Source organism: Delftia acidovorans NBRC 14950 (assembly GCF_001598795.1).
Lineage (GTDB): Bacteria > Pseudomonadota > Gammaproteobacteria > Burkholderiales > Burkholderiaceae_C > Comamonas > Comamonas acidovorans.
This window is the reverse complement of sequence record NZ_BCZP01000016.1, coordinates 117,219-141,875: the sequence shown is the minus strand read 5'-3', so window position 1 is coordinate 141,875 and position 24,657 is coordinate 117,219. Positions and strand designations below refer to the sequence as shown.

The window sequence follows — 24,657 nt, the reverse complement described above, 5'->3', positions numbered from 1 at the left end:
GGGCTGGCGCAGCGCCGCTCAGCCGCTCAGCCCCTCGCAGGCGCCTTCCACCCCTTGAGCGTCAGCTCCAGCGCCTGCAGCGCCTGCTGCAGGCGTTCGGGGGGCGCCCCTTCCTCGGCAATCCAGAAGGCCGACTCCACCAGGCAGCCATTGAGCAGGCGCGACATGGCCAGAGGATTGGCACGCACGATCACGCCGCGGTCCATGAGCTGCTCCAGGTAGCCGGCCACGAAGGCGATGCAGGCGCGGTGCTGCTCGCCCTGGTCCGTGCCCGTGAGCACGGCGCGCGCATCCTGCAGCACGATGCGGCGTATCTCGCCCTCCTGCGCCATGGCCAAGTAGGCGCGGCAGTAGGCCAGGAAGCCCTCCCAGGGGTCGGCATGGTCGGCCAGCACCTGCTCCAGGCGTGCGTCCATCTCGGCATCCATCTGCGCCACCACGGCGGCCAGCAGGCCCGGCTTGCCACCGAAATGGTGGTACAGCGCGCCACGCGTCAGCCCGGCCTTGGCCGTCAATTCGTCCATGGAGGCCTGGGAATAGCCCTGGCTGCCAAAGGCCTCGCGCGCAGCCTCGATGAGCTTGGCGCGTGTCTCCTCGATCATGCTGGCCCGGCTTTTGCGCATGGCGCACTCCATTCACATACAAAACGTATGCCAATGATACGGCGCGTCATGGGCAACCCGTAGAATCGCTGACATACGCCGCGTATGTGATTACAGCGGCCTGTCCGTTTTCCGAGGTTTCCATGTTCCACGCCTACCGCCAGCTGTTCACCCGGCCCGGCACGGCCGCCTTTGTGCTGGCCGGTCTCCTGGCCCGCCTGCCCCTGTCGATGACGGGCATCGGCCTGATCACCATGCTGTCCCAGCAGCGCGGCGCCTACACGCTGGCCGGAGCGGTCGCAGCCTGCTTTGCGCTGTCCATCGCGGTGCTGGCGCCCCGCATCTCGGCCCTGGTGGACCGCCATGGCCAGCGCAAGGTCCTGCCCTGGGCAGCGGCCGTGAGTGCTGCCGCCATGTTTGCGCTGCTGGCCTGCGCGCATTGGCAGGGGCCGGATTGGCTGCTGCTGGTGCTGGCTGCGCTGGTGGGCGCCCTGCCCAGCATGCCGGCCATGGTGCGTGCGCGCTGGACCGTGCTGCTGCGCGGCACGCCCCAGCTGCAGACGGCCTATGCGCTGGAGGCCGTGCTGGACGATGTCTGCTTCATCGTCGGCCCGCCGCTGTCGGTGGGTCTGAGCATGGTGCTGTTCCCCGAGGCCGGGCCGCTGGCCGCCTCCTTGCTGCTGCTGGTGGGCGTGGCGCTGTTCGTGGCCCAGCGCCGCACAGAGCCGCCCGTGGACACATCGCAGCAGCGCACGCGCCAGCAGTCGCTGGCCCGCCATCCCGTGGTGCGCACGCTGGCGCTGTTCATGCTGGCCCAGGGCATCATCGTGGGCACCATCGACGTGGCCAGCGTGGCCTTTGCCACGCAGCAGGGCCAGCCGGCGGCGGCCAGCATCGTGCTGTCGTTCTATGCGCTGGGGTCCTGCGTGATGGGACTGGTGTTCGGCACGCTGCGCCTGCAGGCGCCGCTGCACCGCCAGATTGCCTGGGTGGGCGCCTCGGTGTGCATCACGGCCGTGCCCCTGCTGCTGGCCACCAATGTGTTCACGCTGACCCTGGCCGTGTTGCTGGCCGGCATTACCTTCGGCCCGACCATCACCGTGGCCATGGGCCTGGTGGAGCAGCAGGTGCCGCACCAGCGCCTGACCGAAGGCATGACCTGGCTGCTGACCGGCATTGCCATGGGCGTGGCCCTGGGCGCGGCCGCCGCAGGCTGGGCCACCGACCTGTGGGGCGCACGCATTTCCTTCGTGGTGGCGCTGCTGGCCGGTGTCGCCATGTGGGCCCTGGGCGTGCTGGCCGCACGCCAGGCACGAGCGAAAGAGAGCCCGCCTGCCGAAGACGCAGCCGCTGCCTGCACCTGAACACGGCCGCAACGCCCGCGCCAGCACAGACCGCTCAGGCCGTGGCCATCAAGGCCAGCAGCTCGGCCAGGCGCTGGCGCATCCACAGCGCTTCGGCCCCGGGCGCCAGCCCTTCCAGCCAGAGCATGCGCACGGTCAGCGGCGGCAGCGCAAGCCCCTCGCAGGCGCGTTGCCGCAGATGCGGGCGCAGGTCGCCGAACTCGGCAATGTTGACCGGCAGGATGGCCCAGCCCAGGCCGTCGGCCACCATGTCGGCAATCACATAGAAGCTGTTGGAGCGCCAGACGGCGGGACTGAGCACGGTGTCCTCCACGCCCTCGATGTGCATCAGCAACTGGCGGTGCGCGGCCAGCTGCCTGCGCGTGAGGGCCGCCGTGCCATCGAGCACATGGCCCTTGGCCACGCAAATGGTCTGCGGCACGCTGCCGATATGGCGCTGGGCGCAGGTGGCCGGCGCAGGCGCTCGGTCGAACTGGAAGGCGACCTGGGCACGCTGCGCCGCCACATGCTCGGCCACTTCGGAGGCCGTGCCGTTCAGCACGGTCAGCTCCATGGCCGGAAAGCGCGCCGCCAGCTCCTTGAACAGCTGGGCCAGCGGCACATAGGGCAATGCCTCGTCCAGCGCAACGGCCAGGCGTGCCTGCCCGCCTGCGGCCAATGCGCGGGCGCGGTGGTCCATGGCCTGGGCCTGGTGCAGCAGGGACCGGGCCTCCAGCAGCATCACCTCCCCTGCCGCCGTCAGCTGCACGCGGCGCCCCACGCGGTCGAACAACTCCAGCCCCAGGTCGGCTTCCAGCAGGCCGATGGCCGTGCTCACGGCCGACTGCGCACGGCCCAGGCGGCGGGCGGCCTCGGTCATGGTGCCGGCTTCGGCCACCGCCACAAAATGCTTCAGCCTGTCGAGTGTCCATTCCATCCATCAATTTTATGGATGGAATCAAACTTTGATAAATCATTTCATTGATGGAAACTGTGGTTTTCATCAAGAAGGTAGCCCCAGCCCACAAGGCCCGGGGCAAACAGGTGCTTTATGGCGTTCACAACGCAAACCCAGAACCCCGTTTCGGGGCATCTTCCAAAATCCCAGGCGGCCGATCCGCGCCGCTGGCTGGTGCTGGCCATCGTCTCGGTGGCGCTGCTGCTCATCGTCATCGACATGACGGTGCTCTACACGGCGCTTCCGCGCCTCACGCATGACCTGGCCGCCACGGCCTCGGCCAAGCTGTGGATCGTCAACATCTACGCGCTGGTGGTCTCCGGCCTGCTGCTGGGCATGGGCACGCTGGGCGACAGGCTCGGCCACAAGCGGCTGTTCATGGCCGGGCTGTGCGTGTTCGGCGTGGCATCGCTGTGTGCAGCCTTTGCGCCCTCGCCCGCCTTGCTGATTGCGGCGCGCGCGCTGCTGGGCGTGGGCGCGGCGATGATGATGCCGGCCACGCTGTCCCTGATCCGCCTGAGCTTTGCCGATGAGCGCGAGCGCGCGCTGGCCATCGGCATCTGGGCCTCGGTGGCCTCGGGCGGTGCGGCCTTCGGGCCGGTGGTGGGCGGGCTGCTGCTCGAATACTTCTGGTGGGGCTCGGTGTTCCTGATCAATGTGCCCATCGTGCTGCTCGCCCTGCCCCTGGCCGGCTGGTTGATTCCCGCAGGCACGCCCACCTCGCAGCGGCCCTGGGACTTCATCGGCTCATTGCAGGTCATGGCAGGCCTGGTGGGCAGCACCTACGCCATCAAGGAAGCCGGCAAACAGTCGCCCGACTGGGCCCTGGCCGCCGTAGCCCTGGTGCTGGGCCTGGGCTTTCTTGCCCTGTTCGTGCGGCGCCAGCGCCGCAGCAGCGACCCGCTGCTGGACTTTGCGCTGTTCCGCAACCCGGCGTTTGCCACGGCCGTGGCCTCGGCCCTGGTGGCAGCGGCCGCGCTGATCGGCATGGAACTCGTGTTCAGCCAGCGCCTGCAGCTGGTGCAGGGACTGTCGCCACTGCAGGCCGGCCTGGCCGTGCTGCCGCTGCCGCTGGCCGCCTTTGTCGCAGGCCCCGTGGCAGGCCACTGGCTGCCACGCCTGGGCGGCGCGCGCATGCTGCCGGCAGCGCTGCTGCTGTCGGGCCTGGGCATGGGCGGCTATCTGCTGGTCCACGACATGGGCTGGTGGCCGCAGGCGGCGGCGCTGGCCCTGCTGGGCCTGGGCATAGGCGCGGCCATGACCACGGCGTCGAGCACCATCATGCAAAGCGCTCCCGCGGACCGTGCCGGCATGGCGGCCTCGGTCGAGGAGGTGTCATACGAGCTGGGCGGCGCACTGGGCGTGACGCTGATGGGCAGCCTGCTGTCGGCCGTCTATGCAGGCTCACTGCACCTGCCGGAGGGCCTGGGCCTGGCCCTGCCCGATTCCGTGCGCGACAGCCTGGACGAAGCCCTGCTGGCTGCCGATCAGCTGATGCCCCAGGCCGCGCACCAGTTGACCGAGCTGGCACGCACGGCCTTCGACCAGGGTTTCAGCGCCGTGATCGCCAGCGCCACGCTGCTGCTGGTCTGCACGGCACTGTGGACGGGCTGGCGGCTGCGCGCTCAGCGCCGCTGAGCCGTCGCCTTCCTCTCAAAAAGCAAAAAGCCCCGTCCGGGGCTTTTTGCGTTGCGTGCACATGGCGTGCACACGTCGTACCTGCGCTTCGATCAGGCGAAGTTCTGCTCGGCAAACTTCCAGTTCACCAGTTGGCCGAGGAAGGTCTCGACGAACTTGGGACGCAGGTTGCGATAGTCGATGTAGTAGGCGTGTTCCCAGACGTCCACGGTCAGCAGGGCCTTGTCTTCCGTGGTCAGGGGCGTGCCGGCAGCGCCGGTGTTGACGATGTCCACCGAACCGTCGGCCTTCTTGACCAGCCAGGTCCAGCCAGAGCCGAAGTTGCCCACGGCCGACTTCACGAAGGCTTCCTTGAAGGCGGCGTAGCTGCCCCACTTCTTGTTGATGGCGTCAGCCAGTGCGCCGGTGGGCTCGCCGCCACCGTTGGGGGCCATGCAGTTCCAGAAGAAGGTATGGTTCCAGATCTGGGCTGCGTTGTTGTAGATGCCGCCGGAAGACTTCTTGACGATCTCTTCCAGGGTCATGTTTTCGAATTCGGTGCCCTTTTGCAGGTTGTTCAGGTTCACCACATAGGCGTTGTGGTGCTTGCCATGGTGGTACTCCAGCGTTTCCTGGCTGTAGTGGGGTGCCAGCGCGTCAATCGCATAGGGCAGAGGGGGCAAGGTATGTTCCATGGTGTTTCCTTCGTGGTTGAAATCTTTTAGGACGGGCCAGCACCTGTTGCGCAGAGCGCCTGCAGCGCCTGCCGTGACCGTCGCGCGGGGCCTGCACTGCACGCATTGCTGCGAGCCCTGGCCCTCACGCACCCGAACGGGCATTGTAGGAACAACTTCGTGACCCTGCGGCGAAAGCGCGCCAAATGGCCCATCTTGGCCCGCTGCTGCGGGGGTGGATGTGAATTGACCTTGATCCGGCCAATCGGCCTACACGGATACTGCCTGCCGCCCGCCACTCCCTGCACGCCGAACGCTGCACCCAGGGCGCCGCAGTTCAGAGCAGGCGCGGCTGCGTCACCACCAGGTCCAGGCTGCCGTCGGCCAGTTGTGCCTGCAAGGCCGTGCCCGGTGGCGCGCTGCGGGCCTCGGTCACGGGATGACCCTCGGCATCGGTCAGCAGGGCATAGCCGCGCTGCAGCACCAGGCGCGGGTCCAGCAGCTGCAGGCGAAGCTCCATGCGCGCCAGGTGATCCGCGCGCCGGTCCAGGCCGCGGCGCATGCCGGCAGGCAACTGCGCCTGCAGGCCCTGCCCCGCATGGTCCATGCGCTGCAGCCGCAACTGCATGGCATGGCGCAGTCGCTGGGCCTGGCGGCTGAGCTGCAGCCGGCTGCGGGCCAGTTGCTCGCTGGGCCGGCCCAGGCGCTGCGCCGCCAGGTCCAGGCGCTGCTGCTGGCGGTCCAGCAGCCGCTGCACGGAATCCTCCAGGCGGCCCTGCATGAGCTGCAGCGCACCCATCCAGACCTCGCGCGGCTGGCTCACCAGTTCGGCCGCCGCCGTGGGCGTGGGCGCGCGCAGGTCGGCGCAGAAGTCGGCAATGGTGAAATCGGTCTCGTGCCCCACGCCGCAGATCAGGGGCACCGGGCTTTGCACGATGGTGCGGGCCAGGCGCTCGTCGTTGAAGGCCCAGAGGTCTTCGATGGAGCCGCCCCCGCGCACCAGCAAGATGGTGTCGATGGGCGGCGCGCCGGCCACCGAGCCATCAACTGAGCCCGCACCTTCCCGCGCCAGGCCATAAAGCCTTTGCAGCGCATCGATCAGGGATGCCGGCGCCTGCGCGCCCTGCACCAGGGCAGGCACCAGTACCACGGGGATATGGGGCACGCGGCGGCGCAGCGCCGTGATCACGTCGTGCAGCGCGGCAGCCCCCGGCGAAGTCACCACGCCAATGCCGCGCGGCAGCGGCGGCAGGCTGCGCTTTCGGGCCGCGTCGAAAAGGCCTTCGGCCTCCAGCTGCGCCTTCAGCCGAAGGAACTGCTCGAACAGGGCGCCCTGGCCTGCACGCTGCATGCTCTCGACGACCAGTTGCAGGTCACCACGCTGCTCGTAGACGCCCAGCCGGCCACGCAGCTCGACCAGTTCGCCGTCGCGCGGCGAAAAATCCATGAGCTGGGCCGCACGCCGGAACATGGCGCAGCGGATCTGCCCACCCGCGTCCTTGATGCTGAAGTAGCAATGCCCGCTGGCCGCGCGCGAGAAGCCGCTGATCTCCCCGCGCACCGCTACCGGATTGAAGCGTGCCTGCAAGGCGTCGCTCACGGCGCGGCACAGCGCGCCGACTTCCCAGACCAGCGGCACCGCTGCTGGATTCATTGCGCCGAATGCACCACTCATGCGGCCTCCCGGTCTGCATGCAGTGCAACATTCTCCACAGGCAGGCGGATGCAGACCCGAGCAGGCACTTTGGCGGCAATTTGCAGAAGCACTCTCAAAAACACCTCGCAAGCAATTGATTCATAAAGATTTTTTTGCTGCAACAAAGAATTCACATTTGTCACAGTGTCCATTCGCCGCCGCAGCGGCGTTTGCGCAACCCGCTTGATAACAAAGTTATCCACAGAAATCTGTGCTATAGCGACCATCCAAAATCCCGAATATGGGGAGCCGCCCGTTGCCTGGATGCTGCGCTGGGTCACAGTTTTCAGGCGATCGCGGACACGAGACGCCTGGACCGGCCATATGGCTGGGCCATAATCGTCGGCTGCAGTTAAACGCGGGGGGAAAACAACTTGCTGTCGATCATACAAGCCGCAGGCTGGCCGATCTGGCCACTGATTGCCTGCTCCATCCTGGCTCTGGCCCTGGTCTTTGAACGTTTCGTGGCGCTGAAAACGGCCCGAGTGGCGCCGCCCGCCCTGCTGGGCGAGGCGATTTCCGTGTCCTCGCGCGGCCTGCCCAGCCAGGAAGTCGTGCAGCAGCTGTCCCAGAACTCCACGCTGGGCGAAGTCCTGGCAAGCGGACTGCGCGCCCTGCAAGCCCATCCGGACAGCAGCGAAGAAGAGCTTCGCGCCTCCATGGAAGGCGCCGGCCGCGCCGCTGCCCACACCCTGGAAAAGCACCTGAGCGCGCTGGCCACCATCGCTTCTGCCGCGCCTTTGCTGGGCCTGCTGGGCACGGTGATCGGCATGATCGAGATCTTCGGCTCGCAAGGCGGCGCATCGGCCACCGGCGGCGGCAACCCGGCGCAGCTGGCGGCCGGCATCTCCATCGCCCTGTACAACACGGCCTTCGGCCTGATCGTCGCCATTCCGGCGCTGATCTTCTGGCGCTACTTCCGCGCCCGCGTCGATGGCTACCTGCTGGGCATGGAGCTGGCCTCCGAACAGTTCGTGCGCCACCTGGTGCGCGTCGGCGGCAAGTGAACCCGCAGAACCCGCACGCGAGAGACCTGCCATGAACTTCCGTCCCCGCCGCCGTGACGAGCCCGAGATCAACCTGATCCCGTTCATCGATGTGCTGCTGGTGGTGCTGATCTTTCTGATGCTATCCACCACCTACAGCAAGTTCACCGAGCTGCAGCTGACCCTTCCCGTGGCCGATGTCGAGCAGCAGCGCGACCGGCCCCGCGAAATCATCGTCGCCATCGCTGCCGACGGCCGCTACGCCATCAACAAGACCGCCGTGGAAGACCGCAGCGTCACCGGCCTGACCCAGGCACTGGCCGCAGCGGCCGTTGCCGGCAAGGACAGCGTGGTCATCATCAGCGCCGACGCCACCGCGCCGCACCAGTCCGTGGTGTCGGTGATGGAAGCCTCGCGCCGCGCCGGACTGTCCCAGATCACCTTTGCCACGCAGACCTCGGCCAGCGCCGGGCGCTGAAGGCAAGGCCTCCATGCCCGGGAATGGCCCCGCCCCCGCAGCCCGGGGGCTTCGCGCGGCCTGGCGCCACCGCGGCCCGCTGGCCTGCGCGCTCCTTCCCCTGTCCCTGCTGTACCGTGCCCTGCTGGGCCTGCATCGGCTGCCCTATGCACTGGGTTTCAGGCGTGCAGGCCAGGCCGGCATTCCGGTCATCGTCATCGGCAATGTGATTGCGGGCGGCGCTGGAAAGACCCCCGTCACGCTCGCCCTGGCCCGCCATCTGCGGGATGGCGGCTGGAACCCCGGCATCGTCTCGCGCGGCTATGGCCGCAGCACGGACGACTGCCGCGAAGCCCATCCCGACAGCGCCCCCGCCGACGTGGGTGACGAGCCCGCGCTGCTGGCGCGCGCCAGCGGCGTGCCGGTCTTCGTGGCCCGCAAGCGCATCGAGGCCGTCCAGGCCCTTCGCGCCCGCCATCCCCAGGTAGATGTGGTCATCAGCGACGACGGCCTGCAGCACCTGGCCCTGGCCCGCGACATCGAGCTGTGCGTCTTCAACGACGACGGCATCGGCAATGGCTGGCTTCTGCCGGCCGGCCCGCTGCGCGAACCCTGGCCGCGCCCCGTCACCGCCGTGCTGCACGCGGGCGCCTGCCCGCCAACGGATGCGCCCGCCTTTGCCATGCATCGCCAACTGGCCGCTGAAGGCGTCAATGCGCACGGTGAGCGCATTCCCCTGGCGGCCCTGCGCGGACGGCCCGTGGAGGCCGTGGCCGCCGTGGCACGGCCCGAGGCCTTTTTCTCCATGCTGGCCACTGAACAGGACCTGGCGCTGGAGCATGCCCAGGCGCTGCCGGATCACTATAATTTTGAGAGCTTCCAGCGCCTGGGACGCCATGAAGACCCGCTGGTCTGCACCGAAAAGGATGCGGTCAAGCTGTGGCGCACCCACCCCCAGGCCTGGTCCGTTGCGCTGCAATTGCAGCTGCCGCTAGATTTCTGGGCGCTGCTGGATCAGCGGCTGCAGGCGCTGCGCAGGCCACGCGCCTGACTATCATCACCGTCTTGGCTGGCCGCCACGGCCCGCCCTCCCCCTCCAAAACACAGGATCCGCCATGGACGCCAAACTTCTCGAACTGCTGGTCTGCCCCGTCACCAAGGGCCCGCTGCGCTTTGACCGCGAGCACCAGGAACTGGTCTCGCGCAGCGCGCGCCTGGCCTACCCCGTGCGCGACGGCATTCCGGTGCTGCTGGAGGCCGAAGCCCGCACGCTGGACGACGACGAGCTCGAGGACTGATCGCGCCGCAAGGCCCGATTTCCGACAACGCCCGCGCCCGCACTTTCGACCACTTCCGCAACGCACCATGCCCACCGCGCCCTTCACGGTTCTGATTCCTGCCCGCCTTGCCTCCAGCCGCCTGCCAGGCAAGCCCCTCGCAGACATTGCAGGCCTTCCCATGGTCGTGCGCGTGGCACAGCGTGCCGGCCTCAGCGGCGCCACGCGCTGCGTGGTCGCGGCCGATGACGAAAGCATCGTCGCCGCCTGCGCCGCGCACGGCGTTGCGGCCGTGCTCACCCGCAGCGACCACGCCAGCGGCAGCGACCGCCTGGCCGAGGCCTGCGAACTGCTGGGCCTGGATGGCGACGACATCGTCGTCAACGTCCAGGGCGACGAACCGTTGATCGCTCCCGACCTCATCGATGCCGTGGCCGCCCTGCTGCCGCTGCGGCCCTCGGCCAGCATGGGCACGGCGGCACATGCCATCGACAGCCTGGCCGACTTCACCAACCCGAACGTGGTCAAGGTCGTCTGCGATGCCCAGGGCATGGCCCACTATTTCAGCCGCGCACCCATCCCCTTTGCGCGTGAACATGCAGGCCAGGCATGGTGGGAGACGGCATCTGCAGCGGCATCTGCAGCGCCGGGCCACCCCGGCTTCGCGCCACTGCGCCACATTGGCATTTACAGCTACCGTGCCGGTTTCCTGCGCAGCTTCCCGCAGCTTTCTCCCGCCCCTACCGAGGTGCTGGAGGCGCTGGAACAGTTGCGTGCGCTGTGGCACGGCCACCGCATCGCCGTCCACCTGACGCCCGATGCACCTGGCCCCGGCGTGGACACCCCCGAAGACCTGGAGCGGGTGCGCGCCCGGTTGTCCGCCTGAATCCGATCCCGCATACGCCAATACAGATGCGCCAATGGCGATGCCCGGCATCGCCATTCACAACACAACTGCACATGCGGTTTTGTCGGACAGCAAAACGCAGTTTTTGGAGATTGCACAGGCGACAGTTTTGCCCTCTGCGTGTAAGCCAGTGTTAGCCCTGTGCGTGCTATCCTTGCCCGCGACAAAAATATGACGCATGGACTGTCCGCCCCGGTGGGCCGATCCGGCAGACAAGAATTTCTACTCTCCTCAAGGACTTCCATGAAACTGATTTTGTTGGGCGCACCCGGCGCCGGCAAAGGCACGCAAGCCGCTTTCATCTGCCAGAAGTACGGCATCCCCCAGATTTCCACCGGTGACATGCTGCGTGCCGCCGTCAAGGCCGGAACGCCCCTGGGCCAGCAGGCCAAGGCCGTGATGGACGCCGGCCAACTGGTCAGCGACGACCTGATCATCAATCTGGTCAAGGAACGCATCGCCCAGGCCGATTGCGCCAACGGCTTCCTGTTTGATGGATTTCCCCGCACCATTCCCCAGGCAGACGCCATGAAGGCCGCTGGCGTGAAGCTGGACTACGTGCTGGAGATCGATGTGCCCTTCGACGCCATCATCGAGCGCATGAGCGGCCGCCGTTCCCACCCCGCCTCGGGCCGCACCTACCACGTCAAGTTCAATCCGCCCAAGGTCGAAGGCCAGGACGACGTGACCGGCGAGCCGCTGGTGCAGCGCGAAGACGACAAGGAAGAAACCGTCAAGAAGCGCCTGGACGTCTACAGCAGCCAGACCCGTCCCCTGGTGGACTACTACCGCGCATGGGCCGAAAAGGAAGCCGCAGCGGCACCCAAGTACCGCGCCATCAGCGGCCTGGGCTCGGTCGAGGACATCACCCAACGCGCACTGGCTGCACTGGCTGAGTGATGCAGGCCATGTGCCGCAACGAAAAAAGCACCCGGCGGGTGCTTTTTTGTTGACCACCAGCAACTGAAGAAATGCCGGCGTCGCCGCAGGCTCAATCGCGCGGCTGCGCTGCCAGCGCCAGCATCATCGCAATCCGGGCCTTTGCCACGGGCAGATGCGCCAGATCGGCCTCTGCCGGGTTGGTCCCAAGGCCGGAGGCCACGGGCAGGCCTTCGGCACAGCGAGTGCCCCGCCAGATCCAGACGCCCTTGTCGCGGGCACGCTGCAAGGCCGCTTCCATGCCTTCGTGAACCGTCGCATTGCCCGTGCCAGCCACGACGATGCCACGCACGCCTGCCGCCACCAGCGCATCCACGCCGCTGGCACGCGCCAAGGCGCCGCTGAACACCACCTCGACCCAGGGCAGCTCATCCAGCGCCAGCAGATCAGATGACATGGTCGCAGGCACCATGGCCCGCGTGGACGGTGCGGAGGGGGAGGACGGCGCATCGGGCACCAGCCAGCGCACACGCCCTTCCTCCACCAACGCCTGCGGCCCGCCTTCCACGGAGCGCATTGCCTGCAGCCGGTAGGGATGGACCTTCTGCACCTGGGCTGCCGCATGCACCTCGCCGCCTGCCACCACCCATACGCCGCTGCGCCCGCCGCTGGCAGCCACGGTCACGGCATCGCGCAGATTCTGCGGGCCGTCTGCTAACAGGGCCGTGGCCGGGCGCATGGCGCAGGTCAACACAATGGGTTTGGTGGCCGGCAGCAGGCTGTGCAGCAGCCAGGCCGTCTCTTCCAGCGTGTCCGTTCCATGCGTGATCACCACGGCACGTGTGTCCGCATCCTCCAGTGCCTGCATGCAGGCGCGCAGCAACGCGCGCCACACGGGCCAGTCCATATCCTTGCTGTCCACCTGCGCGATCTGCTGCGTCTGCACGGGTCCCAGCGCCTGCTGCTCCAGGTCCGGCACGGCCTCCAGCAGCGACTGCACCGTGATCTGCCCGGCCTTGTACCCCACGCCCTGCGACTGCGAATCCGCCCGGCCGGCGATGGTCCCGCCCGTGCCCAGAATCACCAACTTTGACTGCCCCACTTGCACCTCTTGGAAAACTGGTTAAAAATACAGATACTGTATAAATCATCAGATGGCCTCCCAGCCTGCCATCTGCCCTCAAGGACCGGACGCACGCCATGCTCGACCATCCCAAGCTCACCGCCCGCCAGCAACAGATCCTGGACCTGATCCAGGCCGCCATCTCCCGCACGGGCGCGCCTCCCACCCGCGCGGAAATCGCCAACACGCTGGGCTTCAAGTCCGCCAACGCTGCCGAGGAACACCTGCAGGCCCTGGCCCGCAAAGGTGTGATCGAACTGGTCAGCGGCACCTCGCGCGGCATTCGCCTGCGTACCGACACCGTGCGCAACATCAATGCCGCGCGCGGCACCAGCTTCGGACTGCCGCTGTCGGCCCTGGCACCGCTGATGTTGCCCCTGGTGGGCCGCGTTGCGGCGGGCTCGCCCATTCTCGCGCAGGAACACATCGACCAAACCTATTCCGTCGAGCCCAGCCTGTTCCAGACGCGCCCCGACTATCTGCTGCGCGTGCGCGGCATGTCCATGCGCGACGCGGGCATCATGGACGGCGACCTGCTGGCCGTGCAGTCCGCACACGAAGCCCGCAACGGCCAGATCGTCGTGGCGCGCCTGGGTGACGAAGTCACCGTCAAGCGCCTGCGCCGCACCACGCAGGGCGTGGAACTTCTGCCGGAAAACCCCGATTACCCGGTGATTCGCGTCGCCCCCGAAGAGGCCTTTGCCATTGAAGGCTTGGCCGTGGGGCTGATCCGCAACAGCATGTCCATGTAAGCCAGACTGGCGGCTCTTCTCAGGCCGCCTCACCCCATTTCACGCACCGCCCAGGTGGTAGGCGCGAAGCCTTGGAGCTTCGCCCTGGGCGGAGCTTTGCCCGCAAACCGCAATCCTGCCTGTGTCCATGCCTCTTTGAAACACGCCAACAGGAGTCGTCACATGGGATTCGCTCTGCCAACACTGTCTTCTTTTTCCTTCCTGCGCCTGGCACATGGCATCCGCCTGACTGCGACCGCCATGGAGTCGGCCATGCCTCTTGCACAAGCCCCTGCGTGCCAGCCATTACCTGCCGCAGCACCCGAGCCCGCCAACGTGATCTCTTTCAGCAAGGCACGCCGGCGCAGCCAGCAGCGCCGCGGCAAGGCCGCACGCGCTGCAGACCATGGAGATGCCCAGCTGATCCTGCCCTTGCTGCCGGCGCAGCCCGCCCTGCAATCCGCACCTGAGCAGCCTTCAGGTCTGCGCATCATCCAGCGGTCGCCGCAGGAGCAGCCGGAATGCCTGTTCATCTCCGGGCGCATGGCCGATGTCTGCGCTGCGCTGGAGCGCATGGAGGCACACGGCGGATCAGCGTTCAACTGAGGCCCGATGCAAGGTGTGCGACACACCTTGCACGACACAAACCTGGGCGGCACGGACCGCGTGCCGCACGAGGAATCGGCCTGCGCAAAGCTGGTGCAGGCTGGCGGCCACCACTACCCTGTAGCGCACATGCAACAAGTGGATGCCCTCTTTGCGGGAGGGGCGCCGGCCTGAAAGATAATTGATAAGCATTCTTATTATCTTTTGCAGTAGCGATTGCCACTGCGCCCGCCTCCTCCGCCCCAGCCTTCTCCGTGTACAGCCTCTACCAGAACCACCATCCCTGGCTGGAAAGCCTGCTGCGCAAACGCCTGGGCAACCGTGACGATGCCGCCGACCTGGCCCAGGACACCTTTGTGCGCCTGCTGCGCTCGCCCCTGCCGCAGCAGGACATCCGCGAACCCAGGCGCTACCTGGCCACCATCGCCCGGGGCCTGGTCGCCGACCTGTTTCGCCGCCGCACGCTGGAGCAGTCCTATCTGGACTATCTAGCCCAGTTGCCGCAATCGCTGGCGCCTTCGCCCGAAGAGCAGGCCATCGTCCAGCAGACCCTGCTGGATGTGGACCGCATGCTCCAGGGCCTTCCCCCCAAGGTTCGCGAAGCCTTCGTGCTGGCCCAGTTCGAGGAACTGAGCTACCCAGAGATCGCCCAGCGCCTGGGTGTATCGCTGCGCACCGTCAGCAACTACCTGACCCGGGCGATGGAGCATTGCTGCCTGGTCCTGGCATAGCCACATGGGCGAGAGACATCTGGAAGGCAACGACCGGCGCGCCCTGCATGAGGCTGCCGCCTGGCACGTGAAACTGCGCGGTGCCTCTGCCACAGCGGGCCTGCAACAGGACTGGCAGAAATGGCATGAGGCCGATCCCGCCCACCAGCGCGCCTGGCTGCGCGTGCAATCCGTCACCGCGCAACTGTCGCATCTGCCCACCCCCCTGGCGCGCCAGGCGCTGGGCCGTCGCGCCTCGCCCACCCGCCGCTCCGTGGTGCGCGGCGTGGCTCTGGGCCTGGGCAGCGGCGCCACGGCCTGGATGGCCTGGAAAGGCGCACCACTGGAAAGCTGGCAGGCCGGGCAGCGCACAGCCACGGGCGAGCGCCGGGATCTAAAGCTACCCGACGGCTCCCTGGTGGCCCTGGATACGGCAACCGCCTTGGACACCGTTTTTGACGACCGCCAGCGCCTGCTGCGCCTGCACCGTGGCCGCATCCTCGTCGCCACCGAGCCCGACGCGCTGGGCCGCCCCTTCAGCGTGCAGACCCCGCAAGGCCACGTACTGGCCCTGGGCACGCGCTTCACGGTTCATCTCGCGGACGATGGCCTGTGCCATGTCACCGTGCAGGAAAAGGCCGTGCGCCTGCAGCCTCTGGACAGCGATGCGCCCTCCGCGCAATTGCAGGCCGGACAGCAGGCCGCCTTCTCGTCCAGCGCCACCCAGCCGCCCACGTCCGCAGACCCCTTTGCAGCCAGCTGGCATGAAGGCGGCCTGGTCACGCTGGACATGCCGTTGGGCCAGCTGATTGACGCCCTTGCCCGCTATCGGCCCGGCTACCTGGGCTGCTCGGCCGAGGTCGCCGGGATGCTTGTCTCGGGCGCCTTTCCCGTGGATGACACGGATCGCGCCCTGGCCGCGCTCGTCAGCCGCTTTCCTCTGCAACTGCGCAGCCGCACCCGCTATTGGGTGGAGGTGCAAGCGCGATCAAGCTGAGATGATGGGATGGGGCCGTGGCGAAGTCTCTCGTCCAGACCGGCACTTCAGAGCGGCGCATACGGGTGATGCACCACGTTGAAGCCCTCCTCGTCGGAGGGCGCGACAAAGTAGCCCGTGATCAGGTCGAATTGCTCATCACTGGCCTGAAACGGATGCTCGCCTGCCGCATTGCGCACACGCAAGCGCTGCTTGCAGACCTCGTCAGGCACATTCAGAAAATGCAGACGGTGCGAGGCGCCCACTTTCTCGAACACGCTGCGCGCCCAGCCCCGCCCCTCCAGGGTATTGGCCGGAAAATCCAGCACCACCGACACGCCAGCGTCCAGCAGCGCCTGTACATGCGCCCCCATCAACCCCTTGAGCCGCGTGCTGCAACGCACGTAATCGGCCACCGACTGCATCTCGCCGGGGTACAGGCCGGCCAGCCAGGAATCCTCGCTGACCAAAACCGTTCCGGGCCCGGCCGCCAATTGCCGCGCCAGCGTTGACTTGCCCGAGCCGATCTTGCCGCAGACCATGTGCAGCGTGGCAAGCCGCGCGTTGGCGGCAGGGGCATCGGTATATTCTGCGCAACGGGGCTGGGACTGTTCGGAAACCTGCATATCCATCTCCTGAAAGGCTTGAGAAAACCCCGGAGACGGAATGAAAAACCCGCCTCCTCTGGGCGGGTTGCATGGCGCTGAAGGCCGCTGGCTAACCCACCATCCAATGGATGGTGCGAGTAATCTGCGTTGCGTTCAGGCGGGCCATGGCGCACAGCATAGCGCAATCACGGTGTCTCAATGGGCCACCATGCGCACCAGCCCCAACCCCGCAAACAGCGCAGCCACGCCAAGCACCAGCGAGCCCAGCGCATACAGCACGGAGGCCAGCCAGTCGCCACGCTCATACAGCATGCCGACCTCCAGCGCGTACGTCGAAAACGTGGTGAAGCCACCCAGAATGCCAGTGGTGATGAACAGCCGCGCACTCTGCGGCAGCGATGTCTTGAGCGCAAACCACTCCACCACCACCCCCATCACGAAGGCACCCAGCACATTGATCGCCAACGTACCCAGTGGATACGCACTGCCCACCAGCCGCAGCGCGAGCAAGTTCGTGCCATGCCGGAGCGCAGACCCCAGGCCGCCTCCAACGAACACCAGAATGAAACCGTAGAACCCCATGACCGTCCTTTCATCGAATAACCGGGACGGGCGTGCCGGGCAGGATCAAGACATGGCCCCGCCACCGGCAGGACCCATCCCACCAAGGCAGGAGCCATCAGCCCTTCGCAGGGCGGTTTCGGGAAGCTCCATTCCCATCGTGCAGCAAGTGCTGGCTGCCGGGGCGAGTTTACTCTGGACCTGCCAAGCGGCAGAGGTGTGAGATTGCTCTGCAGACGCAGGCCGTACCCTCCAAATGACCAGCGGCACAATGCAACAATGAAATTCATCGTGCTCCTGATCATTGCAGCAGCCTTGCTGTACGGCACAGCAAGGCTTTCCAACATTCACATCGGTGAGCACGCCGCAGGCGGCCATGACGGCACATCGACCACAGCACAAGAACGTTTCAGGCAAGCAGAGAAGCAAGCGCAGGAGACCGCTGAAGCAGCCCGCCGCGCAGCCCTGCGAGACGCCGAGTGAAGCGGGCCATTCGAACCAGGACGAAAGTTGCCGGGCATGCGGGTCAAAGGACTATTCTTCGTATGTAATTCGGATCCGATCAGGCCCATCAATTCAACGATATGCATATGCGACTCTTGACCACAGCAATCTTTACAGCACTTTTCGCATTGCCTGCCGCAGCCCAGGTCTTTCAATGCAAGGATGCTTCTGGAAAGTCGACTTTCTCAGACAGTCCTTGCAGCAGCAATGACACTGGAGCTCTGATTCAGCGCAAAAAATCGGACGATGAGATCTCCCGTGAACGGGCTGATGCAGCACAGGCGAATGAACAAAAGTATCAGCGCCAGATGAACGAAATGCAGCAGCGCCAGATCGAGAGCCAGCAGCGTGTCATCGAGCAGCAAGCCCACCAGACAACTGCTCCTGCGCCGGAGCAGCTCGGCGCGTCCCTTCAGTGCAAGCAGGCGCGCAAGGAGCTGGAATTCGTCTCCAGCATTCGCACCATTTCCCAAGACGAAAAACGGATGCGGACCAATGCCGCGATCACGGGTGTCAATGCTGCATGCGGCTCAAATACGCCCCTGATGCAGGAGCCGCCGAAGGTGATTGTGACACCGGGAGTACCCCACTCCATTCAGCAACCAGTTTCTCAATGAGAACCAGGCACGGAACTGCCAGATATCAAGCGCAATCATGACTCCTCTCGCGCCACTCACCAGCGGGGGAACATGTTCAGGCATTCTCCCAATGCCACGCAGCCTCTTCAGACCGCCGCCAACCCGGTCTTCACCGACTTCGCCAAAAGGCGGCCATCCACCAAGCCTTCTCGACATCGTCGTCGCCAAGACGTTCCAGTGTGTAAGCCACTGATACGGTTGCGCGGAGCCGACCTGGGGCTACCTGCCTGCGTTCGTTGGATAAGCTACGGTGCGAGCGGCGCAAGGTGCAGCTTGCCATTCAGAAGCAGCCTGTGCGGCTGGCATGGTGGGCCAACGGCCGCACTTCGCCGGCTTGAGCCTTTGCATCTGCGAGGCTTCTGTAACGACAGGTCCAAGATTTGGTACTGACCGAAGCCTCTAGCCGCAGGTAGGGACAAGCTTGAACGACAATGTGTTCGCCGGGCTTCAGGGCCTTGGCTGCGCGAGTCTCATAGAACCTTCAAGCAGCCCAGCTCAGGCAAGTGCCGGCGATGCCGAAGACAGAGCGCAACGACAGATTAAAGTGTTTGCCGACAACATCTTCCGCGGCAAACTGGAGATAAATCAAAGGCTTATGACAGATTCACAGGCAATGAACATCATCATTCTTGACGACTACCAGGACGCCGTACGCAAGCTGGACTGTGCTCGTCTGCTGGAGCCCTTCAACGCCAAGGTCTTCACCAATACCGTCAAGGGCGTTGGCCAGCTGTCGGTGCGGTTGCGCGATGCGGACATCATCGTGCTGACCCGCGAGCGCACGCAGATCAGCCGGCAGCTGCTGGAAAAGCTTCCGCGCCTGAAGCTGATCGCGCAGACCGGCAAGGCCGGCGCCCATATCGATGTGCAGGCCTGTACCGACCAGGGCGTTGCGATTGCCGAGGGCGTGGGTTCGCCCATTGCGCCGGCAGAGCTGACCTGGTCGCTGATCATGGCGGCCACGCGGCGGCTGCCGCAGTACATCGCCAACCTCAAGCACGGCGCCTGGCAGCAATCGGGCTTCAAGGCTGCGTCCATGCCTGCGAATTTCGGACTGGGCAGCGTGTTGCACGGGCGCACGCTGGGCATCTGGGGCTACGGCCGCATTGGACGGCTGGTCGCGCACTACGGCCATGCCTTCGGCATGCAGGTTCTGGTCTGGGGCAGCGAAAGCTCGCGCCAGAAGGCGCAGGCCGATGGCTTTACGGCGGCGGAATCGCGCGAGGCTTTCTTTACCGAATCCGACGTGCTGTCCATGCATCTGCGACTGCATGAGGCCACACGCGGCATCGTCACGGCGCAGGATCTGGCACGCATGAAGCCTACCGCCCTGTTCGTGAACACCTCGCGCGCGGAGCTGGTGGAGGCCGATGCCCTGCTGGGTGCGCTCAACCGAGGCCGGCCGGGCCTGGCGGCCGTGGACGTGTTCGAGAGCGAGCCCATTCTCCAGGGCCATGCGCTGCTGCGGCTGGAGAACTGCATCTGCACGCCGCACATCGGCTACGTGGAGCAGGACAGCTACGAGCTGTACTTTCGCGCTGCCTTCGACAATGTGGTGAACTTCGTTGCGGGGCAGCCCAGCAACATCCTCAATCCCGAGGTGTTCTCAGGCCCGGCCCGCGCAGGCTGACGACCGGATCAGGCGGGGGCTTGCGCCACCCGCCCTTGCCCTGCACTCAACGGCCGCCCTGGCCGGAGTCGCCACGTGCGGCCGTGGCGCGAAAGGCCAGTTCATCGGCCACCGCCTCATAGACAGCCTGGCGCACGACGGATTCCACCTCCTCGCGCAGACGCACGACGATGGACCGTGTCTGCTGCTGAACCACGGTGGCAATGGCGTCGCGCAGGCGCTGGTCCAGCACCAGGTCCACACGCTGCATGAGGCGATGGACCAGATATTCCTCGGTGACCTGCTGCGCATGACTGTCCCAGATGGACTCCATGGTGGGGGCGGCCGGCATGGCGGGGGAAGCCGGCGTCGGCGCGGCAGCCACCTCTGCCACGACAGCCTGCACCACCGGGACCACCAGGTCGGCAGGGACCACTTCCCCGACCGGTGCCGCGTCGCCCGCTGAAGCCACATCTGCCGCACCTGCCGCATCAGTCACATCAGCCATTTCGGCCAGACGGCTTTCCTGGGCCAATTGCATTTCCACGGACGGGGCACTGGGCGGCTGATAGTCCGAGAGCACGGGCTGCATTGCAGGTGTCGGGATTTCCTCGGGTGCAGCCTGCTCGGCGACCATGGGCCGCTGGGGCTCCAGGTCCTGCGGCAGCGGCGGCAGGGACGCAGGCAGGGCGACCACGCCACGCCGAGGCGCCAGCATGCCTTCGCTGGCCCAGGGCGTCGCTTCGTCCGCCAGCGGCAGTTCGGACACGGGGTGTGCCAGGGGCTCGACCGCCTGAGCCGCATCCACCGCAACGACATCGGTGAGCGTGGGAACAAAGCGCGGTGGGGTTTTGGAGGGAGGAGCGCTCATGGCTTACTCCTTGAGGACCAGGTCATGGCGCTTGATGGAAATACCCTGGGCCGCATAGTGCTTCCAGCGCTGCCGGGCCAGGTGGCGGTCTTCCTCGTCGGTGGCGGAAACCACTTCGACGACACGCGCAAAGCGCTCGAATCCTTCGGGCACTTCGCCGCCCAGGTTGACCAGCATGTCGTGGTGCGGCGCGCCGTCCAGCCGCTCCAGCAGAACGATGGGCGAGAAGGTCATGATGTCTGCCCCATCGCCTTCGCCGGCATGTGCCAGGAAGTCGGTGGGCGAGACACTCCACAGCCTGGGCGACAAGGCCTTGAGCAGCGGCGGCGAGCCCAGCACCACCAGTTGCGTGCGGTGCCTGAGTGCCTTGCGCGCCAGGCGGCAGACATAGGCCAGCTTGTCGGGCGCGTTGAAATGGAACGCCACTTCAGTCAAGCGATGCTCCCTTCAAACAGGCCCGGGCTGACGGGGACGATGCGCTCATGCCTGCTCCGGCTGAGCTGCAACTGCCGCCTTGCGGCGGCTGGCAGATCCTGCCTTGGGTGGCACAGGCTTCTTGGGTGCAGCAGCTTTATGGGGTGCAGCAGCCTTGGCCTGCGCCTTGCCAGCATCGATGCCGGCCAGCAGATAGTGCAGCAGCAGGCCCACGGGGCGGCCGGTACCGCCCTTGGCGGCGCCGCTCTTCCAGGCCGTGCCGGCGATGTCCAGATGGGCCCAGGGAATGTCGCCCACAAAGCGCTGCAGGAACTTGGCTGCCGTGACTGCGCCACCCGCGCGGCCAGCCACATTGCCCATGTCGGCAAAATTGCTCTTGAGGCCTTCGCCGTACTCCTCGTCCAGCGGCATGCGCCAGCAGGGGTCCAGTGCCGCATCTCCGGCCTGCTCCAGCGCGCGGGCCAGTTCGTCGCTGGGCGAGAACATGCCGCTGCGCAGCCCGCCCAGGGCGATGACGCAGGCACCGGTCAGCGTGGCGATGTCCACCATGGCGCGGGGCTTGAAGCGGGCGGCGTAGGTCAGCGCATCGCAGAGCACGAGACGGCCTTCGGCATCGGTGTTGAGGATTTCTATGGTCTGACCGCTCATGCTGGTGACCACGTCGCCCGGCTTGACGGCAGCGCCGCCGGGCATGTTCTCGGACGCTGGAATGAGGCCGACGACATTGACGGCCGGCTGCAGCCGAGCCAGCGCATGGAACACGCCCAGCACGCTGGCGGCGCCGCCCATGTCGAACTTCATCTCGTCCATTTCAGCGGCAGGCTTGAGAGAGATGCCGCCGGTATCGAAAGTGATGCCCTTGCCGACCAGCACCACGGGCGCGGCGCCCTTGGTGCCGCCGTTGTAGTGCAGTTCGATGAAGCGCAGCGGCTGCTCCGATCCCTGGGCCACGGCCATGAAAGCGCCCATGCCGAGCTTGGCGACTTCGGCGGGGCCGTGGATTTTGCAGCTGATGCCGGGCAGCTTGGCCAGGGCGCGGGCCGCGTCAGCCAGCAAGGTGGGGGTGGCGTGGTTGGCGGGGCGATTGGCCCATTCGCGTGCCAGGGTCATGCCTTCGGCCTGGGCCACGGCGGTCTTGAAAGCGTCGGCAACGCCATTCTTGTCGCCCGCCTTGACGGCTGCGGCAATCACCAGCTTCTTGAGCGCCACAGGCTTGGCCTGCGGCTTGGTGTGGGTATAGCTGTAGCAGGCATCGGCCGCCGCCAGAACGGCGGCAGCAACGGCAGGACCTGCCGCATCGAAGCCAAAGCACAGCAAGGCCTTGCCAACACCGGTCGCCTTGAGCGCGGCACCTGCGCCGGCCACGGCCTGGCGCACTTCCCGTGCCGAGCCGTTGCCCGCACCCAGCAGCACGACGCGGCGTGCAGCAACGGCTGGCAGGCCGTACAGTGCCAGCTGCTTGCCGGCTGCCGTTTCGAAATCTCCGGCCTTGACCGCGTGTGCGACCAGGGTGGACAGCGCGTCGCTGCCCGTGACCGTGGCTTCGGTCACCAGCACCAACAACAGGTCACACTTTTCACGTACTGCTGCGGCAGTCGTCAACGGCTTCAGTTCAAAGTTCATAATCGGCGTTTTCCTTTCAGCCAATGTTATTCGATTCATCCATACGCAAAGAGCTGGCCCGCAGCTTCGGTGCCACGGTCGTGGTGCTGATCACGGTCGTCATGACCATGATGCTGATCCGCACGCTGGGCCAGGCTTACAAGGGCAATGTCAGCCCTTCCGACGTTCTGCTGGTCATGGGCTATACGGTGCTTGGCCAGTTGCCCACGATTTTGGGCCTGGGGCTTTTCGTGGCCGTGGTCGGCTCGCTGTCGCGCATGTACCGCGACAGCGAGATGGTGATCTGGTTCGCCGCAGGCCAGGGACTGGCCAGCCTGCTGCGCCCGCTGCTGCGCTTTGCTTGGCCGGTGCTTGCCGTGATCGCCGTGCTGGGCCTGGGCATCCTGCCCTGGGCCAATCAGCAGATCGAGCAGATCAAGACCCAGTTCGAGCAGCGCAGCGACATTGACCGCATCGCCCCCGGCGAGTTCCAGGAGTCTGCGGGCGGCTCGCGCGTGTTCTTCATCGACAAGGACGTACCCAGCGCCACCGCAGCCAACAATGTGTTCATCGTGGCCAATGAGCGCGGGCGCGAGTCCGTGACCTCGGCGCGCGGGGCGCGGCTGGAAGTGGTCAAGGGCGAACGCATGGCCGTGCTGACCGACGGCCAGCGCATGGAAACGCAGACCAGCGACGGCTCGGTGAAGATCAGCGAGTTCAAGGAATACGGCACGCAGCTCGGCGGCGGCAACAATCTGGCCGCTGCCGAGGAAATGGCCGCTCGCAGCACCTACACGCATGAGCTGCTGCCGCGCACCGAACCCATCTACCGCGCCGAGCTGGGCTGGCGCATAGGCCTGCCGCTGGCGGCGCTGAACTTCGTGATCCTGGGCCTGGCCGTGGCCAGCGTGAACCCGCGCGCTGGTGGCAGCGGCAGCCTCATGCTCGCGCTGTTCGCCTTCATCGTGTACTACAACCTGATGACGCTGGGCGAGAACTGGGTGGCCTCGGGCAAGCTGAGCATGCCCGCCATGACGGCCCTGCTGCACGGTGGAACATTGCTGCTGGCACTGCTGGTGCTGCTGGTACGGCACAAGCGCTGGTCGCCGCGCGACCTGTGGCGCAGGCCCTGCAAGCCGGCTGCCCTGGACGACGCAAAGGCGGTGCCCTGATGAGAGTTCTGAGAAACCTGCTGTACCGCGACATCATCGCGGCCGTCAGCTATGTGACGCTGGCCTTCCTGGCGCTGTTCTTTTTCTTCGATCTGGTCGATGAGCTGCGCTGGGTCGGGCGCGGCGGCGACAACGGCTACCAGATCACGCACGCCCTGCTCTTCGTGGTGCTGCGCATCCCCAGCCACTTGTACGAGCTGATGCCCATCACCGTGCTGATCGGCACCATCTACGTGATGGCGCGCTTTGCCCAGAGCTCGGAATTCACCATCATGCGCACCAGCGGCATGGGCCCCTGGCTGGCGCTGCGCACGCTGATGGTGCTGGGCCTGGGTTTTGTGCTGGCCACCTTCGGCACGGGCGACTACCTGGCGCCGGCGGCCGAGAACGCGGGCCAGAACATCCGCGCCATCCACCTGGCCCAGCTGTCGCGCGGCGCCACGGGTGCCTGGCTCAAGGAACGCCAGGGCGATCACTCCATAGCCATCAACGTGCGCGCCATCCGCGGGCCCGGTGATTTCTCCAATGTGCGCATCTTCGACTTTGACGGCCAGGGCCGCATCTCGGCCCAGATCCATGCGCAGGCGGCGCAGGTCAGCGAGGATGGCGAATCCTGGACGCTCCAGGGCGTTGAGGCCAGCCGCCTGAAGGCCAAGGCCGACGGAGGCATGGTGCTGCTGCGCGAGAAGGAGGACAGCCTGGTCTGGAAGACCGGCATCAGCGCCGAAATGGTCTCGGCCGCGCTGCTCAAGCCCGACCGCATGTCCACCATCTCGCTGTTTCAGTACGTGCGCCACCTGGAGGCCAACGGCCAGGCCGCGCAGAAGTACGAGATCGAGTTCTGGCGCAAGGTCTTCTACCCCATGAGCTGCCTGGTGATGGTGGTGCTGGCCCTGCCCTTTGCCTATCTGCATTTCCGCTCGGGCGGCATCGCGGCCTATGTGTTCGGCGGCGTCATGGCCGGCATCAGCTTCTTCCTGCTGAACAACGTGTTCGGCTACATCGGCACGCTGCAGACCTGGTCGCCCTGGCTGACCGCTGCGGCGCCGGGCCTGCTCTACAGCCTTCTTTCATTGACCGCCTTCACCTGGCTGGTGCTGCGCCGCTAGATCCGT

The 24,657-nt window shown here is 66.3% G+C and carries 29 protein-coding genes and 1 riboswitch; of the genes, 18 read left to right on the top strand and 11 right to left on the bottom strand.

The window, feature by feature from the left end; genetic code table 11:
* Window positions 1-26 precede the first annotated feature (26 nt).
* Window positions 27-623, bottom strand: a complete 597-nt coding sequence (locus DA1_RS20090) for a TetR/AcrR family transcriptional regulator (protein ID WP_034398481.1) — start codon at window positions 621-623, stop codon at window positions 27-29.
* 122 nt (window positions 624-745) lie between these two features.
* Between DA1_RS20090 and DA1_RS20085 the strand changes: the two genes are divergently transcribed.
* Window positions 746-1,966: an MFS transporter gene (locus tag DA1_RS20085; protein ID WP_034393134.1), complete on the top strand. Its 1,221-nt coding sequence runs from the start codon at window positions 746-748 to the stop codon at window positions 1,964-1,966.
* A 34-nt stretch (window positions 1,967-2,000) separates the two neighbouring features.
* On the opposite strand, the gene DA1_RS20080 is transcribed toward DA1_RS20085, so the two are convergent.
* A complete protein-coding gene (locus DA1_RS20080; RefSeq protein WP_034393130.1) occupies window positions 2,001-2,882 on the bottom strand; it encodes a LysR family transcriptional regulator in 882 nt (293 codons plus the stop codon).
* A 114-nt stretch (window positions 2,883-2,996) separates the two neighbouring features.
* Here DA1_RS20080 and DA1_RS20075 point away from each other — a divergent pair, with 114 nt between their 5' ends.
* Entirely contained in the window at window positions 2,997-4,541 is a 1,545-nt protein-coding gene (locus tag DA1_RS20075) for an MFS transporter (RefSeq protein ID WP_034393126.1), read from the top strand.
* Window positions 4,542-4,633: 92 nt separating this feature from the next.
* On the opposite strand, the gene DA1_RS20070 is transcribed toward DA1_RS20075, so the two are convergent.
* The 3 genes from DA1_RS20070 to DA1_RS30580 form a co-directional block, all read right to left on the bottom strand.
* Window positions 4,634-5,215, bottom strand: a complete 582-nt coding sequence (locus tag DA1_RS20070) for a Fe-Mn family superoxide dismutase (RefSeq protein WP_012205408.1) — start codon at window positions 5,213-5,215, stop codon at window positions 4,634-4,636.
* A 316-nt stretch (window positions 5,216-5,531) separates the two neighbouring features.
* Window positions 5,532-6,869: an exodeoxyribonuclease VII large subunit gene (xseA, locus tag DA1_RS20065; protein WP_034393121.1), complete on the bottom strand. Its 1,338-nt coding sequence runs from the start codon at window positions 6,867-6,869 to the stop codon at window positions 5,532-5,534.
* Window positions 6,866-7,171 carry a hypothetical protein gene (locus DA1_RS30580; protein ID WP_155294230.1) on the bottom strand — a complete coding sequence of 102 codons (306 nt, stop codon included), beginning with the start codon at window positions 7,169-7,171 and terminating at the stop codon, window positions 6,866-6,868. Before DA1_RS30580 ends, xseA begins: the two co-directional genes overlap by 4 nt.
* 93 nt (window positions 7,172-7,264) lie before the next feature.
* On the opposite strand from DA1_RS30580, the gene DA1_RS20060 reads away from it, so the two are divergent.
* From DA1_RS20060 to adk, 6 genes are all read left to right on the top strand, one after another.
* The gene (locus tag DA1_RS20060) at window positions 7,265-7,897 is read left to right on the top strand and encodes a MotA/TolQ/ExbB proton channel family protein (RefSeq protein WP_012205406.1); all 633 of its coding nucleotides are present in this window, start codon (window positions 7,265-7,267) and stop codon (window positions 7,895-7,897) included.
* 31 nt (window positions 7,898-7,928) lie between these two features.
* Window positions 7,929-8,354 (top strand): ExbD/TolR family protein, encoded by a 426-nt coding sequence (locus DA1_RS20055; RefSeq protein WP_012205405.1) that lies wholly within the window; start codon window positions 7,929-7,931, stop codon window positions 8,352-8,354.
* Between the two features lie 13 nt (window positions 8,355-8,367).
* Window positions 8,368-9,384: a tetraacyldisaccharide 4'-kinase gene (gene lpxK / locus DA1_RS20050; protein ID WP_034393118.1), complete on the top strand. Its 1,017-nt coding sequence runs from the start codon at window positions 8,368-8,370 to the stop codon at window positions 9,382-9,384.
* A gap of 64 nt (window positions 9,385-9,448) precedes the next feature.
* Window positions 9,449-9,631 (top strand): Trm112 family protein, encoded by a 183-nt coding sequence (locus tag DA1_RS20045; protein ID WP_012205403.1) that lies wholly within the window; start codon window positions 9,449-9,451, stop codon window positions 9,629-9,631.
* 67 nt (window positions 9,632-9,698) lie between these two features.
* A complete protein-coding gene (kdsB, locus tag DA1_RS20040; protein WP_034393117.1) occupies window positions 9,699-10,496 on the top strand; it encodes a 3-deoxy-manno-octulosonate cytidylyltransferase in 798 nt (265 codons plus the stop codon).
* Between the two features lie 264 nt (window positions 10,497-10,760).
* Window positions 10,761-11,417: an adenylate kinase gene (gene adk, locus DA1_RS20035; RefSeq protein ID WP_012205401.1), complete on the top strand. Its 657-nt coding sequence runs from the start codon at window positions 10,761-10,763 to the stop codon at window positions 11,415-11,417.
* A gap of 91 nt (window positions 11,418-11,508) precedes the next feature.
* On the opposite strand, the gene DA1_RS20030 is transcribed toward adk, so the two are convergent.
* Entirely contained in the window at window positions 11,509-12,498 is a 990-nt protein-coding gene (locus DA1_RS20030; protein ID WP_034398479.1) for an asparaginase, read from the bottom strand.
* A gap of 98 nt (window positions 12,499-12,596) precedes the next feature.
* Between DA1_RS20030 and lexA the strand changes: the two genes are divergently transcribed.
* The 5 genes from lexA (at window position 12,597) to DA1_RS20010 (ending at window position 15,563) form a co-directional block, all read left to right on the top strand.
* A complete protein-coding gene (lexA, locus tag DA1_RS20025) occupies window positions 12,597-13,271 on the top strand; it encodes a transcriptional repressor LexA (RefSeq protein ID WP_012205399.1) in 675 nt (224 codons plus the stop codon).
* Window positions 13,272-13,523: 252 nt separating this feature from the next.
* Entirely contained in the window at window positions 13,524-13,856 is a 333-nt protein-coding gene (locus tag DA1_RS20020) for a hypothetical protein (RefSeq protein ID WP_230590780.1), read from the top strand.
* Window positions 13,857-13,883: 27 nt separating this feature from the next.
* Window positions 13,884-14,030: a hypothetical protein gene (locus DA1_RS30575; RefSeq protein ID WP_155294229.1), complete on the top strand. Its 147-nt coding sequence runs from the start codon at window positions 13,884-13,886 to the stop codon at window positions 14,028-14,030.
* Between the two features lie 80 nt (window positions 14,031-14,110).
* Window positions 14,111-14,587 (top strand): sigma-70 family RNA polymerase sigma factor, encoded by a 477-nt coding sequence (locus tag DA1_RS20015; protein WP_034393108.1) that lies wholly within the window; start codon window positions 14,111-14,113, stop codon window positions 14,585-14,587.
* A gap of 4 nt (window positions 14,588-14,591) precedes the next feature.
* Complete coding sequence (locus tag DA1_RS20010) at window positions 14,592-15,563, top strand: FecR domain-containing protein (RefSeq protein ID WP_034393105.1); 972 nt, start codon at window positions 14,592-14,594, stop codon at window positions 15,561-15,563.
* 47 nt (window positions 15,564-15,610) lie between these two features.
* Here DA1_RS20010 and DA1_RS20005 read toward each other — a convergent pair whose 3' ends face one another.
* Both DA1_RS20005 and crcB read right to left on the bottom strand, forming a co-directional pair.
* Window positions 15,611-16,168, bottom strand: a complete 558-nt coding sequence (locus DA1_RS20005; RefSeq protein WP_034398477.1) for a P-loop nucleotide/nucleoside kinase family protein — start codon at window positions 16,166-16,168, stop codon at window positions 15,611-15,613.
* Between the two features lie 177 nt (window positions 16,169-16,345).
* On the bottom strand, window positions 16,346-16,732 hold the full coding sequence (gene crcB, locus DA1_RS20000) for a fluoride efflux transporter CrcB (protein ID WP_034393102.1): 387 nt from the start codon (window positions 16,730-16,732) through the stop codon (window positions 16,346-16,348).
* An 81-nt stretch (window positions 16,733-16,813) separates the two neighbouring features.
* Window positions 16,814-16,877: riboswitch (Fluoride riboswitch) on the bottom strand.
* A gap of 113 nt (window positions 16,878-16,990) precedes the next feature.
* Between crcB and DA1_RS19995 the strand changes: the two genes are divergently transcribed.
* The 3 genes from DA1_RS19995 (at window position 16,991) to DA1_RS19985 (ending at window position 19,483) form a co-directional block, all read left to right on the top strand.
* On the top strand, window positions 16,991-17,194 hold the full coding sequence (locus DA1_RS19995; protein ID WP_062794148.1) for a hypothetical protein: 204 nt from the start codon (window positions 16,991-16,993) through the stop codon (window positions 17,192-17,194).
* 107 nt (window positions 17,195-17,301) lie between these two features.
* Window positions 17,302-17,832: a DUF4124 domain-containing protein gene (locus DA1_RS19990; RefSeq protein WP_062794150.1), complete on the top strand. Its 531-nt coding sequence runs from the start codon at window positions 17,302-17,304 to the stop codon at window positions 17,830-17,832.
* 634 nt (window positions 17,833-18,466) lie between these two features.
* Window positions 18,467-19,483, top strand: coding sequence for a D-2-hydroxyacid dehydrogenase family protein (locus tag DA1_RS19985; protein WP_034393098.1), 1,017 nt, complete (start codon window positions 18,467-18,469; stop codon window positions 19,481-19,483).
* 46 nt (window positions 19,484-19,529) lie between these two features.
* Here DA1_RS19985 and DA1_RS19980 read toward each other — a convergent pair whose 3' ends face one another.
* From DA1_RS19980 to DA1_RS19970, 3 genes are read right to left on the bottom strand one after another with little or no spacing between them, the layout of a single operon-like run.
* Window positions 19,530-20,333 (bottom strand): hypothetical protein, encoded by an 804-nt coding sequence (locus tag DA1_RS19980; protein WP_034393094.1) that lies wholly within the window; start codon window positions 20,331-20,333, stop codon window positions 19,530-19,532.
* A gap of 3 nt (window positions 20,334-20,336) precedes the next feature.
* Window positions 20,337-20,768, bottom strand: a complete 432-nt coding sequence (locus DA1_RS19975) for a DNA polymerase III subunit chi (protein WP_034393091.1) — start codon at window positions 20,766-20,768, stop codon at window positions 20,337-20,339.
* 45 nt (window positions 20,769-20,813) lie between these two features.
* Window positions 20,814-22,391 carry a leucyl aminopeptidase gene (locus tag DA1_RS19970; RefSeq protein WP_034393088.1) on the bottom strand — a complete coding sequence of 526 codons (1,578 nt, stop codon included), beginning with the start codon at window positions 22,389-22,391 and terminating at the stop codon, window positions 20,814-20,816.
* A 23-nt stretch (window positions 22,392-22,414) separates the two neighbouring features.
* Here DA1_RS19970 and lptF point away from each other — a divergent pair, with 23 nt between their 5' ends.
* Window positions 22,415-23,542, top strand: coding sequence for an LPS export ABC transporter permease LptF (gene lptF, locus DA1_RS19965; RefSeq protein ID WP_034393085.1), 1,128 nt, complete (start codon window positions 22,415-22,417; stop codon window positions 23,540-23,542).
* On the top strand, window positions 23,542-24,651 hold the full coding sequence (lptG, locus tag DA1_RS19960) for an LPS export ABC transporter permease LptG (protein WP_034393081.1): 1,110 nt from the start codon (window positions 23,542-23,544) through the stop codon (window positions 24,649-24,651). Before lptF ends, lptG begins: the two co-directional genes overlap by 1 nt.
* Window positions 24,652-24,657: the final 6 nt, after the last annotated feature.

What these genes read in the sequence shown, in the direction of transcription:
- DA1_RS20045 (WP_012205403.1), top strand. Translation starts at nt 9,449, where the DNA reads ATGGACGCCAAACTTCTCGAACTGCTGGTCTGCCCCGTCACCAAGGGC.
- DA1_RS20005 (WP_034398477.1), bottom strand. Translation starts at nt 16,168, where the DNA reads ATGCAGGTTTCCGAACAGTCCCAGCCCCGTTGCGCAGAATATACCGAT.
- DA1_RS19995 (WP_062794148.1), top strand. Translation starts at nt 16,991, where the DNA reads ATGAAATTCATCGTGCTCCTGATCATTGCAGCAGCCTTGCTGTACGGC.
- DA1_RS20020 (WP_230590780.1), top strand. Translation starts at nt 13,524, where the DNA reads ATGCCTCTTGCACAAGCCCCTGCGTGCCAGCCATTACCTGCCGCAGCA.
- crcB (WP_034393102.1), bottom strand. Translation starts at nt 16,732, where the DNA reads ATGGGGTTCTACGGTTTCATTCTGGTGTTCGTTGGAGGCGGCCTGGGG.
- xseA (WP_034393121.1), bottom strand. Translation starts at nt 6,869, where the DNA reads ATGAGTGGTGCATTCGGCGCAATGAATCCAGCAGCGGTGCCGCTGGTC.
- DA1_RS19970 (WP_034393088.1), bottom strand. Translation starts at nt 22,391, where the DNA reads ATGAACTTTGAACTGAAGCCGTTGACGACTGCCGCAGCAGTACGTGAA.
- DA1_RS19990 (WP_062794150.1), top strand. Translation starts at nt 17,302, where the DNA reads ATGCGACTCTTGACCACAGCAATCTTTACAGCACTTTTCGCATTGCCT.
- DA1_RS20085 (WP_034393134.1), top strand. Translation starts at nt 746, where the DNA reads ATGTTCCACGCCTACCGCCAGCTGTTCACCCGGCCCGGCACGGCCGCC.
- DA1_RS20075 (WP_034393126.1), top strand. Translation starts at nt 2,997, where the DNA reads ATGGCGTTCACAACGCAAACCCAGAACCCCGTTTCGGGGCATCTTCCA.
- DA1_RS19980 (WP_034393094.1), bottom strand. Translation starts at nt 20,333, where the DNA reads ATGAGCGCTCCTCCCTCCAAAACCCCACCGCGCTTTGTTCCCACGCTC.
- lpxK (WP_034393118.1), top strand. Translation starts at nt 8,368, where the DNA reads ATGCCCGGGAATGGCCCCGCCCCCGCAGCCCGGGGGCTTCGCGCGGCC.
- kdsB (WP_034393117.1), top strand. Translation starts at nt 9,699, where the DNA reads ATGCCCACCGCGCCCTTCACGGTTCTGATTCCTGCCCGCCTTGCCTCC.
- lexA (WP_012205399.1), top strand. Translation starts at nt 12,597, where the DNA reads ATGCTCGACCATCCCAAGCTCACCGCCCGCCAGCAACAGATCCTGGAC.
- lptG (WP_034393081.1), top strand. Translation starts at nt 23,542, where the DNA reads ATGAGAGTTCTGAGAAACCTGCTGTACCGCGACATCATCGCGGCCGTC.
- DA1_RS20070 (WP_012205408.1), bottom strand. Translation starts at nt 5,215, where the DNA reads ATGGAACATACCTTGCCCCCTCTGCCCTATGCGATTGACGCGCTGGCA.
- lptF (WP_034393085.1), top strand. Translation starts at nt 22,415, where the DNA reads ATGTTATTCGATTCATCCATACGCAAAGAGCTGGCCCGCAGCTTCGGT.
- DA1_RS20090 (WP_034398481.1), bottom strand. Translation starts at nt 623, where the DNA reads ATGCGCAAAAGCCGGGCCAGCATGATCGAGGAGACACGCGCCAAGCTC.
- DA1_RS20010 (WP_034393105.1), top strand. Translation starts at nt 14,592, where the DNA reads ATGGGCGAGAGACATCTGGAAGGCAACGACCGGCGCGCCCTGCATGAG.
- DA1_RS19985 (WP_034393098.1), top strand. Translation starts at nt 18,467, where the DNA reads ATGAACATCATCATTCTTGACGACTACCAGGACGCCGTACGCAAGCTG.
- DA1_RS20055 (WP_012205405.1), top strand. Translation starts at nt 7,929, where the DNA reads ATGAACTTCCGTCCCCGCCGCCGTGACGAGCCCGAGATCAACCTGATC.
- DA1_RS20080 (WP_034393130.1), bottom strand. Translation starts at nt 2,882, where the DNA reads ATGGAATGGACACTCGACAGGCTGAAGCATTTTGTGGCGGTGGCCGAA.
- adk (WP_012205401.1), top strand. Translation starts at nt 10,761, where the DNA reads ATGAAACTGATTTTGTTGGGCGCACCCGGCGCCGGCAAAGGCACGCAA.